Here is a 13063-nt window from a genome sequence, read left to right on the forward strand (position 1 = left end):
GTGGCTCGTTTCGGTCGACGTGAGCCTAGCGATCTTGCTTTCCACCGTCCTGCTCGTCGCGCCCGTGCCGGCGCCGTGCGCGCCGGCGCCCGATCTGCACTGCACCGGGGATCCGGCGGCGAGTGCCCGTGCCGGGCGGACCCCGGTCCTGCTGATCCACGGGACCACCTCCAACTCCCGGGCGAACTTCTCGTGGAACTGGGACCGGGCGTTCGACGCCGAGAGGCGCGCGCACTGCGACGTCGACCTGCCGGACAGCGGCAACAGCGACCTCCAGGTCGCCGCCGAGCGGGTGGCGAACGGTATCCGCTACCTGTACGGCGCGGCCGGCGCCAAGATCGACCTGCTCGGGCACAGTCAGGGCGGGATGCTCGGGCGCTGGGTGCTGAAATACCACCCGGAGACCCGGGCGATGGTCGACGACTACGTCTCCCTGGCCGCGTCGAACCATGGGACCCAGGAGTTCGTGGTGCAGTGCGCGGCGCAGACGGTCTGCTCGGCGGCGTACTGGCAGCAGCGGGCCGGGTCGGCGTTTCTGACCGATTTGAATCAGGGGCCGCAGACCTGGCCGGGGATCAGTTACACCCAGCTCTACACGCGGCACGACGAGATCATCCTGCCGTACCGGCTGTCGGCACTGCCGGCCGCGCCGAACGTCAGCAACATCGCGGTGCAGGAGCTATGTGCCTACGAGACGGTCGAGCACTTCGGCATGGCCTACGACAACGCGGCCTGGCTGCTCGGGATCGACGCGATCCGGAACCCCGGCCCCGCGCGGTTGTCCCGGGTCAGCCGCGCGACCTGCGGGCTGCCGTTGATGCCGGCGGTGCAGCCGCTCAAGTTCCTGTCGAACTCGGCGGCCGCGCTCGCCCAGAGCGCCCGATCCATGTTGACCACGCCGCAGCTGACGGCGGAACCACCCGTTCGGCATCCATGACGCCTTGACTTAAACCCCGGTACAGCTGTCACGGTTTCCGCCATGAGCATGGAGATGGCGGCGTGGAACTCGATGTACCACGCGATGCACCAGCAGGACGACAAGCGACCGTTCTCGCTGGCGACGTTACGGCGCATCGCCGGGTTCGCCCGGCCACACCGCCGGACGCTCGCCGGGTTCCTGCTGGTCAGCGTGGTCACCGCGGTGCTCGCGGTGGCCGGCCCGGTCCTCGCGGGCCGGGTGGTCGACGCGATCGTCGACGGCGCCGACACCGGGTTGGTGGTCCGGCTCGCGGTGGCGATCGCGGTGGTCGCGCTCGGCGAGTCCGGTCTGGGCCTGGTGCAGCGGTGGTTCTCGGCGCGGATCGGTGAGGGGCTGATCCTCGACCTGCGGACCGCGGTCTTCGACCACGTGCAGCGGATGCCGATCGCGTTCTTCACCCGCACCCGCACCGGAGCGCTGGTCAGCCGGCTCAACAACGACGTGATCGGCGCGCAGCGGGCGTTCAGCGACACCCTCTCCGGGGTGGCCGGCAATCTGGTCACGCTGGCGCTGACCCTGGTGGTGATGATCGGCATCTCCTGGCAGATCACCCTGCTGGCGCTGGCCCTGCTGCCGATCTTCGTCTGGCCGGCCCGGCGGATGGGCGGGCGGCTGGCCAAGCTGGAGCGCGAGGCCGCGGAGCACAACGCGGCGATGAACACCCAGATGACGGAGCGGTTCTCGGCGCCCGGCGCGACGCTGGTCAAGCTGTACGGGCGGCCGGACGCCGAGTCGGCCGAGTTCACGGCGCGGGCCCGCCGGGTGCGCGACATCGGGGTGCGTACCGCGATGACCCAGTGGGTGTTCCTGACCGCCCTGGTCTCGGTCTCCGGCCTGGCGATCGCCCTGGTCTACGGCCTCGGCGGGTACTACGCGCTGCGCGGCACCCTCGACCCGGGCAACGTGGTGGCCCTGGCCATCCTGCTCACCCGGCTCTACGCCCCGCTGACGTCACTGGCCAGCGCCCGGGTCGAGGTGATGAGCGCGCTGGTCAGCTTCGAGCGGGTGTTCGAGGTGCTCGACCTGGAGCCGCTGATCCAGGAGAAGCCGGACGCGCGCGCGGTGCCGGACGGCCCGCTGTCGGTGGAGTTCGACGGGGTGCGGTTCGCGTACCCGGCGGCCGACAAGGTGTCGCTTGCCTCCCTGGAGGAGGTCGCGACCCTGGACAGCCGGGGTGGCGCCGAGGTGTTGCACGACGTGTCGTTCACGGCCGAGCCGGGGCAGATGGTGGCCCTGGTGGGCTCGTCCGGGGCGGGCAAGTCGACGATGGCGAGCCTGATCCCGCGGCTCTACGACACGGGTACGGGGGCGGTGCGGCTGTCCGGGGTGGACGTGCGCGACGTGACCGCGGCGTCGCTGCGCTCGGCGCTCGGGATGGTCACCCAGGACGGGCACCTGTTCCACGACTCGGTGCGGGCGAACCTGCTGCTGGCCCGGCCGGAGGCGACCGAGGAGGAGGTGTGGGAGGTGCTGCGCCGGGCCCACATCGCCGACCTGATCGAGTCGCTGCCGGACGGCCTGGACACGGTGATCGGCGAACGCGGCTACCGGCTGTCCGGCGGGGAGCGCCAGCGGCTCACCATCGCCCGCCTGCTGCTGGCCCGGCCGCGGGTGGTCGTTCTGGACGAGGCGACCGCGCACCTCGACTCGACCTCCGAGCAGGCGGTGCAGGCCGCGCTCGGTGAGGCGCTGGCCGGGCGGACCGCGGTGGTGATCGCACACCGGTTGTCCACGGTCCGGGCCGCCGACCAGATCCTGGTGATCGAGGAGGGGCGGGTGGTCGAACGCGGCACCCACGAGTCGCTGCTCACGGCCGGTGGGCGTTATCAGGAGCTGTACCGGACCCAGTTCGACCAGGGGCGGGTGGCCGCCTGAGCTGCGGGGAGCAGCATTAGAGAGCAGTGCTCTTGACTTGGAGCAGCATTACGGGCTTCACTGTTCACAGACGAGAGCACTGCTCTCCCCAAGATGGAGGTCGACATGCGGTATCTGGCTCCCAAGCGCGCGAGCAACGCCATCAACGACTTCGCCAAGTGGCTCACCGCCCACGGGGTGAGCCTGATGGGCAGCCGGGTTCTCGCGGTGCGCGGCCGCAAGAGCGGCGAGATCCGCACCACCATCGTCAACGTCTTCACCCACGAGGGCGAGCGCTACCTGCTGGCGCCGCGCGGCCACACGCAGTGGGTGCGCAACCTGCGCGCGGCCGGCGAGGGCGAGCTGCGCCTGGGCCGCCGTCGGCAGCACTTCACCCCGGTGGAGATCGCGGATGCCGACAAGCCCGCGTTGATCCGCCTCTACCTGCGCAAATGGGCGTGGGAGACGGGAGCCTTCTTCGACGGCCTGAAGGCGGACTCGCCGGAGGCCGACATCGCGGCGGCGGCTCCCGGGTTCCCGGTCTTCCGCGTCATCGCGGGCTGAGTCGCCGACCGCGCGGGGGGTCAACAGACCACGCTCACCTTGCCGTTCTTCCAGTGCCAGATGGTCCCGTGCTGGAAGTGCTGGTAGCGCCCGCGGCCGTCCGGGGTGTCCGACTCGTCGTCGATGGGGTACCCGGCGCAGCCGAGCTCACCACGGTTCTTCTGAAACAGGTCGAGGATCCGGCCGGAGACGGGATGCGCGTCGGTCGCCTGCGACCAGTAGATGGTGGCGCCGTCGAACTCCTGCACCCGCCCGCCACCGCCGGCCGCCATCTGCTCGGTTCCGATCGGGCAGCCGAGCCGGCCCTTGTCGGAGCCGAGGACGATGTACTTCGCCAGGATGCCGCCGTGGACACGGATCCGGCAGTAGGTCGCGCTCTTGTCCTCACTCGCGGCGGGCTGGGCGGACGCGGCCCCGAGCAGCGTCGCCGCGGCGAGACTGAACGTGACCGCTGTCAGTGCTCTCAGTTTCATGGCAATCCAGTAGGTCGTTGTGAATTACCGACAAGTCGTACCATTTTCGACTTATGGGCGGAACAAGGTCACCTCATGGTCATCCGCTCGTGGCCGGTGGGCCCGGGGCTCGCCCGAGAGGGCCGGCGGCGGGAGGCGTAGGTCGTACCGGCGAATCCGGTCTCTGGTTCGAAGGTCTTGAAGATCTTGTTGATCACGATGACGACGTTCTTGGATCGGCCGACTAGCATGGTCCGGTGCTTGCCCCCGGAATCGTCCTCAACGGTCGTTACCAGCTCACTCAACGGATCGCAGCCGGCGGGATGGGCGAGGTGTGGCGCGGCGGTGACCTGCTGTTGCAGCGGGACATCGCGGTCAAGGTGCTGCTGCCCGCGCTGATGAACGACCGCGAGTTCATCACCCGGTTCCGCTCCGAGGCCCGGATGATGGCGCAGCTGCGCCACGGCGGGATCGTGCAGGTCTACGACTACGGCGAGAACACGGTCGTCGACGGTGAGCGCTTCGACTACCTGGTGATGGAGTACGTCGAGGGCGTCTCGCTGAACAACAAGATCCAGCAGGCGGGGCGGCTCAGCCCGGCCGAGACGATGTCGATCACGGCCGGGGTGGCCGACGCGCTGCACGCGGCACACCAGGCCGGCATCATCCACCGGGACGTGAAGCCGGGCAACCTGCTCGTCCGGCCCGGCGGGGCGATCGTGCTGGTCGACTTCGGGGTGGCCCGGTCGGTCGGGATCAACGGCATGACCGGCACCAACGTGGTGATGGGCTCGGCGCACTATATGGCGCCGGAGCAGGCCGAGGGCCAGCCGGTCACGGCCGCGACCGACGTCTACGCGCTGGGCGCGGTCGCCTTCGCCTGCCTGACCGGACGGCCGCCGTACGTCGGGGACAACCCCCTGGCCGTGCTCGCGCAACTGGTGCACGGGCAGCCGCCGGTGCTACCGCCGGACGTGCCGCGCGGGGTCGCCTCGGTGGTGCTGCGCGCGCTCGCCAAGAACCCGGCGCAGCGGTTCCCGAGCGGAGCCGCCTTCGCCGACGCGGCGCGCAACGCCCTGCGCGCGCCGACCGCACCGCCACCGCAGGCTCCCGGCGGGCCCTGGGGCACGCCGACCATGCGCCAGCCGGCCGGGCCACCGCAGACCATGCGGCAGCCGTCCGTGCCGGCGGCGTACGCGGCCGCTCCGCCTCCTCCTCCGCCCCCGATGGCTCCCGCCCGCCTTCCGGAGCCCGCCCCCGAGCCCGGCAACCGGCGGACCATGGCGATCGTCGCGAGCGCGGCCGGCCTGATCGCCCTCGGCGTGGGGGTCCTGATCGCGGTCAACTCGGCCGACAAACCCGACGAGACCGCGGGACGCGACACCAGCGGTTTCCAGCTGCAGACCGACAACCCGGCACCGCCGCCCGCCACCCACAAGGGCGGCAAACAGGGCGACCAGAAGCCGGCCCAGACCAAGACCAAGGATCCGAAGCCGGAGGAGACCGGGGAGGCGGCTCCGAACGAGGAGGCCACGCCGGAGGAGACCGAGGAGACCAACAAGTACGACCCGAGCGAGCTGTGCGGCGCCGATTACCAGGTGATCGACCAGACCGACCTCAAATCCCCGGCGGGGGTCACGAAGGGTCGGATCTACCTGCTCCACCGGGGCTCCGACGGATCCAACTGCGTGGTCACCCTGCGAACCGCCGGGCTGAGCAAGAAGGCCACCGGATCGGCCTTCCTCGAAGTGCAGGGCCAGGAGCGGCAGATCGACGGCGGCACGTTCCAGTACTTCACCGGCCCGGTCGAGGCGAAGGCTCCGGCCACCTGCGTGAAATGGGGCGGCTCGATCGGCGCACTGGCCTACGAGAGCGACTTCGAGCACTGCGAATAGTTTTGCTCAGCACCGCGTACCGGTCGCCGATCAGGGCGGCATGACCGGCGCAAAGGTACGAGGGCGAGCGCTGGCCCGAGCCGTGACGCTCGGCCTGACGCTCGGGGTGGTCACGCTCGCCGGCTTCGCCGCGTTCGGGCTCACCGATCCACGGGCGATCGGCGGCGTCCTCGCGGCCGACCTGGTGCTGGTGGCCACCTGCGCGTACCTGCTGCCCACTTCGCAGCCCCCGGCCGAGACCCCGCCCCCGCACGACGGCCTGACCGGCCTGCCGACCCGGGCGACGCTGATGACACAGGTGGAACGAACCCTGCCGGTCGCCGGCTCCGAGCAGGAAGCGGCCGGTCTGGTGGTGTTCGACCTGGACCGCCTCGCCGACGTCAACGACACTCTCGGACAGCGGGTCGGCGACCTGCTGCTGCGGTCGGTGGCGACCCGGCTCGCCGCGGCGGTGCGGGACACCGACATGGTCGCCCGGATCGGCGACGACGAGTTCGCCGTGCTGATCCCCCAGGCCGGCTCGGCGACGGCGTGCCTGGAGACGGCCCGCCGCCTGCTCGACGTCGTGCAGCGCCCGGCGGACCTGGACGGCATCCAGGTCCGGATCAACGCCGCCGCCGGTGGCGCCGTCTACCCGGTGCACGCCGCCACCCCGACCGAGCTCTTCGAACGCGCCGAGACCGCGCTGCGCTCGGCCAAGCGCTCCCGCGCCGGCGCCGTCCTGTACGAGGTCGGCATGGAGGGCGACCTCGCCCCCGCCGCGGTCACCGCCCGGGACCGGCGCCCCGCCCTGCACTCCCGCTGAAGCGGCCGTCAGCCGAGTAGGCCCGGGCGCTGCCAGGGTGAGCCGTGGACGTGGTGGGCGAGGAAGGCGAACACCGTGGCGTACCAGACCTTCGCGTGGCCCGGGCCGAGGATCCAGTGGTTCTCGTCCGGGAAGAACAGGAACTTGTGCGGGCTGGACCCGTCCTCCGCCTTCGACCGGGACAGCAGGTCCCACCACAGCCGCAGGCTCTCGCCGATCGGCATGCGGTAGTCCTTGTCCCCGGTACCGGATCGGGTACTCCTCGTACAGGACCGCGTTGACCCCCGCCTCCTTGCGTTCCGTGCGGAGTTCCCGGTCCGCGCCCGCGTCACCGGAGGACGGCATCATCGCCGAGCCGAGCACGACCGTTCCGGGGCACTCACCACGACGCCGCGCACGCCGCCGGGCGGGGACGCCACCACCCGGGCGTCGCCGCCGGCGGCCGGTTGCAGCCACAGGGCCGTCACCGGCTCGTCGTCCGGTTCGCCCTCCGGGTCCGGCCGGGCCGAGGTGAACAGCAGGTCGCCGGCGGCCGTGAAGGCGGCCGCAGCCTCACCCCGGTTGCTGCGGGTCAGCCGACGGGCCGGCCGCGTCCCGGCGGGGTCGATCTCCCACCAGGCCGTGGTGTACCGGTCCCCCTCACGGGCGGGGGTGCCCACGCCGACGACGAGCCGGCGACCGTCCGGGGAGAGCCGGAGCCCGGCGACCCGGGGGCAGGCTGATGTAGGCGTCCAGGTCAGCGAAGGGGGTCTCGGCATCGACGATCATCGTGCCTTTCGACCACCGCGCGACCGGACGCGGCGGCCCCCGCGAACCGGGGTGGCCGCCGCGCGGGGATCAGTCGTCCGAGCCGTGGCCGCCACGGCCCCGGTCGTCGCCGCCCCCGTGGCGGCCGCCGTGGTCGTCACCGGCCTCGCGGGCACCGCCGTGGTCGTCACCGGCCTCGCGGAGACCGCCGTGGTCGTCACCGGCCTCGCGGAGACCGCCCTTGTCGTCGCCGGCCTCGCTGTGAACGCCGTTGTCGTCGCCGCCCCGGCCGCGACCGCCGTGGTCGTCCACGCGCGATGTGGCCGAGGGCGAGACCCGGACGTCCGCCCCGCCCTCGATCCGGTGGCGCAGCACCTCCCCGGTCACCCGGTCGACGTCGATGTCGTGCTCGACCCCGTCGACGATCACGTCCACGTCCCACACCGGGCGCCCGTGCTCGGTCTCCCGCTCCACGGACTCGACCCGGCCGCCGCCGGCCGCCTGAACCGCGATCTCCCGGGCCGCGTCGGCGCTCACGGTCGTGGTGCTCTCCTCGTACGACGAGGAAGCGGTCACCGAGGGCGAAGCCGAGGGCGAGAAGCCACCGTCGGCGGCGAGGGCCGTGCCGGCCAGGCCGAGAGCGGCGAGGGCGCCGGTGGTCAGGAAGACAGCGGTGCGAACCTTGTTCATTGCGAAACCTCCACTCGATCGGACAGGTGAACGATCGCTGGAGATCGGCTATCGGCACGCTGTCCGACCGTTAAGGCCCGGCTAAGAACTCCGCCGGCGCGGCAGCCGCCCTCCGCCCGGATGGCACTGGAGGCGGGGCCGGCAGGCGGCCAGGGCCGCGTGCCGGCCCTCGCGCCAGAGGGCGCCGGCCTCGCCGAATCCGGCGGCCCGCGCCGCGCCGACATGCCAGTCGAGGCCGCCGGTGAAGCCCACCGGCGGGCGATCCCGGAAGATCTCGGCGCGGGCCGCCAGCAACCCGTCGAACTCCGGTACGGCGGAGAGCTCGTTCCACCACCGCGCCCAGGCCAGTTCCGCGGCCGCCTCGCCCGGCGCCGGGTCGAGGGCGCGCATCAGCCCGGGCAGGTTGTCGTCGGGCATCAGGTCCGCGACCACCAGCACGCCGCCCGGGGCGAGGGCGTCGCGGGCCGCCGCGTACAGCGCCCGGATCGCGTCCGGTGACAGGTAGTGCACCGTCATCACCGCGGTGATCAGGTCGTAGCCGGCCCCGGTCCGGGCCGGCCAGGCCGCTGTCAGGTCGGCGCCGACCACCCCGACCTCGCCGGGCAGGCCGGCCCGGGCCAGCTCGAGCAGCACCGGGTCGAGGTCGACGAGGGTGACCGCGGCGTGCGGCCAGCGGACGGCCATCCGCTCGGCCAGCAGGCCGGGACCGCCGCCGAGGTCGAGCACCCGGGCGGGCGGGCCGCCGCGCAGCGCCTCGACGGCCGCGCCGAGCGCGCGTTCCAGCCCGGCCATGCCGGGGACGAAGCCGGCCATCATCGCGTCCCAGGTGGTGCGCCAACCGGCGACGCGGACGGGGTCGAGGGTGAGCGGCGTCATGGCGGCTGCTTTCGTGGCTTCACGGAAATGACAACCGTTTCTAACAGGCGTCGGTTGCGCGTCAGCCGGAATTCAGCTCCGCGAGCCGGGTCAGCAGCCGCTCGACCTCCCGCTCCGTGTTGTGGACGTGCAGGCTCACCCGTACCGAAGAGGTCTTCTCGCCCTGATCCCCCTGGCAGTGGCCGTCGGCCCGGACCAGGAAGCCATCCGTGGCCAGGATGAACCCGAGGTCGTTGGAGCCGATCTCCCGATGCCGGAACGTCACGATCCCCTGCCGGCGCTGCACGACCGAGTCCGCGGCGAGGCTGGCCTGGCAGCCGAGCACCTCGTAGGCGTCCAGCTCCGACAGGCCCGCGGTGAGCCGGGCCGCGAGATCCCGGGTCCACCGGGCGATCCGGTCCACGCCGGCCGCCTCCAGCCAGTCCAGCGCCGCGGTCAGGCTGACGATGCCGCTGGTGTTCGGCGTACCGTGCCACCCGCCCGGCGCGAAGGACGGCCCGCGGCGGTCACGGGACCAGATCGCGCCGGTGCCGGGCAGTGCGAGGGCCTTGTGGCCGGAGAAGACCAGGAAGTCCACGTCCAGCTCGGCGACGGAGACCGCCAGGTGACCGATGCTCTGCGCGGCGTCCAGGCAGATCGGCACGGCCGGGCCGGCGGCCGCGCGCAACCGCGCGACATGCATGTCGTTGCCGTAGACGTGGTGCACGTGGGTGGCCGCGATCATCCTGGTCCGCGGGGTGACCAGGTCCGCCAGCCGGGCGGCGTCGTAGTCGTGGGCCGCGTCGTAGGGCATGGCCAGCAGGGTGACGTGGTCGCCACGGGCCCGGGCCAGGGCGGCGGCCTCCCGCCAGGGCTCGATGTTCGCGCTGTGGTCGGCGTACGGAACCACGATCTCGTCACCGTCGCGCAGCTGCGGGGCGAGCCAGTCGCGGGCGACGGCGCGCAGGCCCTCGGTGGTGCCGCTGACGAAGTGCACGCCGGAGCGGTCCGGGTCCGGATCGCCGAGGAACTCACGCAGCCGGTCGCGGGCGCGCTCGACGCGGGCGGTGGTGCGGTTGGCCCAGGGGTACGTGCCCCGGCCGGCGTTGGCGTTCTCGCTGGTCAGATACGCGATGACGGCGTCGAGGACGGATTGTGGCTTCTGTGCGGTGGCGGCGTTGTCGAGGTAGGCGATCCCCGGGTTGGCGGTGACGATCGGGAACTGGGCGCGCAGGGCGCGCTGCCATTCACGCAGGCCGCTGAGGCCGGCTGATTCGCTCGCGAACCTGCTCACCGGGCCGCTTGCCTCGTTAGCGAGCCCGCTCATCGGACCAGATCCAGACCCGCGTCGCGCCAGGCGATGATCCCGCCGTCGAGGGAGCGGGCGTCCGGGTGGCCCATCCGGGTGAGCAGGGCGGCGTACCTCGCCGACTTCTCCCCCACCGGGCAGACCAGCAGGACCGGACGGCGGCGGTCGAACGGCAGCCCGGCGTGCAGCAGCCCGGCGAGCACCTCGTCGACGAGGTTGACCGAACCGGCGAGGTGCAGCGCCTGATAGGCGTGCGGGCTGCGCAGGTCCACCACCAGCGGATCCACCTCGAGGGCCCAGCGCTGGGCGGCGGCGGGCGCCAGCGCCGGGGCGGCGGCCACCTCGGCGTCGGTCAGGGTGCGGATGGAATTGCGCCGGGGCGGCCGGCCGAAGACCTCGGGGCGACGGTCCCGGACGTACGACAGGTAGCTCTCCACCCGGTCGCAGACGATGAAGACCGCCGTCTTCCTCTCGGTCAACCCCGCGTCGACGGTACGCAGATGGCGGACCGCGCCCTGGAACGCGCCGCCACCGGTCGGGCCGGTCAGGATGCCGCACCGGCGAACCAGGGTGAGCAGCCCGTCGATGGCGTCGTCCGCCGTGATCGTCGCCAGACAGTCGTAGACACCCGGATCGAAGAGTCCGACCTCGTACACCTCATCGATGGTGCGGATCCCCGGGATGAAGTCGCTCTTGGCGCCGACCAGGCCGACCACCTCGACGTCCGGGTTGTGCCGGCGCAGCACCCGGGCCACGCCGGTGGACGAGCCGGCCGTGCCGACGCAGGCGATGAAGTAGTCGGGGGCGCGGCCGTCCAGGTCCTTGACGATCTCCGGCCCGGTGCCGTGCACGTGGGCCTCCACGTTGAGCTCGTTGAAGTACTGGTCGGTGTGCAGGTAGCCGCCACCGGCCCCGGCGAGCTCGCGGTACATCCGGGTGAGCGGGTCGTCGGTGTCGGTCGGGTCCAGGCACTCGGACCGGCCGGGCAGCTCGTCGATCTCCGCGCCGAGCAGCAACAGCAGTTCCTTGATCTCGGGGACCTTCATCCGGTTGGTGACGCTCCTGAACGGCCGGCCGTGCATGCCGGCGAGCAGCGCGAGAGCCTTGGCGGTGTTGCCGCTGGAGAGCTCGACCACGGTGTCGCCGGGCGCCCCTCGCGCCAGCAGCGGGCGGGCCATCTGCCAGGCGGCGCGGTCCTTCACCGAACCGAACGGGTTGAGCAGCTCCAGTTTCGCGTACAGGTCGATGTTCTCGAGGCCGTGCACGGCCGGGTCGAGGCGCACGAGGGGCGTGTCACCGATCGCCTCGGTGATGTCGTCGAGTCTCACGAAACCTCCTGTCGTGGGTGGACAGGCCAGTACTGCTCGTCGAGGCACCATCGGCGGACGCCGCCGGTCCGGTAGACCGCGACCTTGCGGGCGACCGGCTGGTGCAGGGCGCGCGTCGCGCTGAAGTCCATGAAGTAGCCGGCCGTGTTGACGAACGCGAGCAGGTCGCCGGGGCGGGGCACCACCGGCAGGTACACCTTGCGGCGGGTGATCAGATCCGTCTCCAGGCAGAGATTGCCGAGCAGGTAGACCCCGGCGGGACCGGCACGGCGGTCCCCCGCGCGGGGCAGGACCACCGGGTCCATCAGCACGCCGTGCTCCTCGAGGCTGACGTCGCGGGCGTTGATGTCGAGCTGGACCAGGATCTCGTCGTCCCGGCGCAGGACGGAGACGACCCGCGCCAGGATGAGGCCGCACTGGTCGAGCAGGGCGCGGCCGGGCTCGACGTCGAGGTCGTACATGTGGTCCAGCAGCAGCTCGCCGAGCGGCCGGCCGCGCTCCGGGGCGGGGGTGCCGAGCAGCCGGTCCAGGTAGGCGGCCCCGGACACCGGCCGGTATCCCGGGTAGAGCGCGAGGCTGCCGCGCAGGGTGCCCCCCTCGGCGCGCAGGCCGTAGCCGTGACCGTGCCAGGTCATCGGCGCCCGGCGGCCGAGCACGGCCTGCCCGAGCTCGGTGGTGTACCGATCCCACTCGACGCGGTCGGCCAGGTAGCTGACGCCGAAGCCGCCACCGATGTCCAGCGACCGGGGCCGGAGCCCGCGGGTCCGGCACTCGTCCAGGGCGGTCAGGCAGTTCTCCAGGGCGACCGCCTTCTCCGGCAGCCCGATCGTGTCCAGGTGGTAGGCCACCCCGGTCAGCGCCAGCTGGTCGGCGCGCTTCTCCAGCAGGTCGAGCAGGTCGGGCAGCTCGCCGGTGGGGGTGCCGAAGCGGCTGCCACGGGTCAGCAGACGCACCCCGGGCGAGGCGAAGCCGGACAGTCGCAGGCTGACCGGGACCCGGGGCAGCCGGTGGCCGGCCACGATGCCGGCGAGCTCGGCCAACTCGTCGTGGGAGTCGGCGCTGACCGTCGCCCCGGCGCGGGCCGCCAGCCAGAGGAATTCGCGGTTCTTCGGACCGGTGGCGACGATTCGGTCCGGGGTGAATCCGGCGCCCAGTGCGTGCTGCAACTCGCCGAGCGAGGCGACGTCGACGCCGGTGTCGCCGGCGGCGAGTTCGCGTAGCAGAGCGCTGGATCGATTGGCCTTGTGCGCGTAGTAGAGGCGGCCGGACAGGTGATGCCGGCGGTACGTCTCGCGGAAGGCGGTGACGTTTTTCGTGACCTGTTGCGGCAGGACCAGGGCGAGTGGCGAGCCCAGGGCGTCGAGCAGTTGGGCCAGAAAGTCACGGTCGTCGAGGAGGGACTGGATGATCGGATCGATTCTCGGCGTCAGATTGAGCATCTGCGTCTCCCGATTTCTCCGGCGTATTTTCAACGTAACTGACAACGGGTTTCATCGCCAGGGCCGAGAACGGGGGAAAATCATGTCAATGGTTCTGTCCGAGATTCGGCAAGGGCAATTGTTTATATGAGCTTCCTCGAATTCAT

General features: G+C 71.9%; 13 protein-coding genes. 5 read left to right on the forward strand and 8 right to left on the reverse strand.

Annotation, left to right across the window (positions count from 1 at the left end; genetic code table 11):
- Window positions 1-34: 34 nt before the first annotated feature.
- The 3 genes from CHC09_RS39510 to CHC09_RS39520 all read left to right on the forward strand — a co-directional run bounded on the left by CHC09_RS39510 (window position 35) and on the right by CHC09_RS39520 (window position 3397).
- Complete coding sequence (locus CHC09_RS39510; protein WP_089298465.1) at window positions 35-937, forward strand: esterase/lipase family protein; 903 nt, start codon at window positions 35-37, stop codon at window positions 935-937.
- A 42-nt stretch (window positions 938-979) separates the two neighbouring features.
- The gene (locus tag CHC09_RS39515; protein WP_089298394.1) at window positions 980-2854 is read left to right on the forward strand and encodes an ABC transporter ATP-binding protein; all 1875 of its coding nucleotides are present in this window, start codon (window positions 980-982) and stop codon (window positions 2852-2854) included.
- Between the two features lie 105 nt (window positions 2855-2959).
- Complete coding sequence (locus tag CHC09_RS39520) at window positions 2960-3397, forward strand: nitroreductase family deazaflavin-dependent oxidoreductase (RefSeq protein WP_089298466.1); 438 nt, start codon at window positions 2960-2962, stop codon at window positions 3395-3397.
- Window positions 3398-3417: 20 nt separating this feature from the next.
- Here the strand turns inward: CHC09_RS39520 and CHC09_RS39525 are convergent, their stop codons facing one another.
- The gene (locus CHC09_RS39525; RefSeq protein ID WP_089298467.1) at window positions 3418-3870 is read right to left on the reverse strand and encodes an LGFP repeat-containing protein; all 453 of its coding nucleotides are present in this window, start codon (window positions 3868-3870) and stop codon (window positions 3418-3420) included.
- A gap of 236 nt (window positions 3871-4106) precedes the next feature.
- On the opposite strand from CHC09_RS39525, the gene CHC09_RS39530 reads away from it, so the two are divergent.
- Window positions 4107-5744 carry a serine/threonine-protein kinase gene (locus CHC09_RS39530; protein ID WP_089298395.1) on the forward strand — a complete coding sequence of 546 codons (1638 nt, stop codon included), beginning with the start codon at window positions 4107-4109 and terminating at the stop codon, window positions 5742-5744.
- A gap of 40 nt (window positions 5745-5784) precedes the next feature.
- Entirely contained in the window at window positions 5785-6549 is a 765-nt protein-coding gene (locus tag CHC09_RS39535; RefSeq protein WP_089298396.1) for a GGDEF domain-containing protein, read from the forward strand.
- An 8-nt stretch (window positions 6550-6557) separates the two neighbouring features.
- On the opposite strand, the gene CHC09_RS39540 is transcribed toward CHC09_RS39535, so the two are convergent.
- The 7 genes from CHC09_RS39540 to CHC09_RS39570 all read right to left on the reverse strand — a co-directional run bounded on the left by CHC09_RS39540 (window position 6558) and on the right by CHC09_RS39570 (window position 12917).
- Window positions 6558-6773, reverse strand: coding sequence for a prolyl oligopeptidase family serine peptidase (locus CHC09_RS39540; protein ID WP_089298397.1), 216 nt, complete (start codon window positions 6771-6773; stop codon window positions 6558-6560).
- Between the two features lie 120 nt (window positions 6774-6893).
- Window positions 6894-7307 (reverse strand): hypothetical protein, encoded by a 414-nt coding sequence (locus CHC09_RS39545; RefSeq protein ID WP_179277471.1) that lies wholly within the window; start codon window positions 7305-7307, stop codon window positions 6894-6896.
- 79 nt (window positions 7308-7386) lie between these two features.
- Complete coding sequence (locus CHC09_RS39550) at window positions 7387-7986, reverse strand: PepSY domain-containing protein (protein ID WP_089298398.1); 600 nt, start codon at window positions 7984-7986, stop codon at window positions 7387-7389.
- Between the two features lie 81 nt (window positions 7987-8067).
- A complete protein-coding gene (locus tag CHC09_RS39555; RefSeq protein ID WP_089298399.1) occupies window positions 8068-8862 on the reverse strand; it encodes a class I SAM-dependent methyltransferase in 795 nt (264 codons plus the stop codon).
- A gap of 61 nt (window positions 8863-8923) precedes the next feature.
- Entirely contained in the window at window positions 8924-10168 is a 1245-nt protein-coding gene (locus tag CHC09_RS39560) for an aminotransferase class V-fold PLP-dependent enzyme (RefSeq protein WP_089298400.1), read from the reverse strand.
- The gene (locus tag CHC09_RS39565) at window positions 10165-11478 is read right to left on the reverse strand and encodes a pyridoxal-phosphate dependent enzyme (protein WP_089298401.1); all 1314 of its coding nucleotides are present in this window, start codon (window positions 11476-11478) and stop codon (window positions 10165-10167) included. Before CHC09_RS39565 ends, CHC09_RS39560 begins: the two co-directional genes overlap by 4 nt.
- Window positions 11475-12917, reverse strand: a complete 1443-nt coding sequence (locus CHC09_RS39570) for a type III PLP-dependent enzyme domain-containing protein (protein WP_089298402.1) — start codon at window positions 12915-12917, stop codon at window positions 11475-11477. The genes CHC09_RS39565 and CHC09_RS39570 overlap by 4 nt, the downstream gene beginning before the upstream one ends.
- Window positions 12918-13063 lie beyond the last annotated feature (146 nt).

Origin of the sequence: Actinoplanes regularis (assembly GCF_900188005.1) — a bacterium.
Classification (GTDB): domain Bacteria; phylum Actinomycetota; class Actinomycetes; order Mycobacteriales; family Micromonosporaceae; genus Actinoplanes; species Actinoplanes regularis.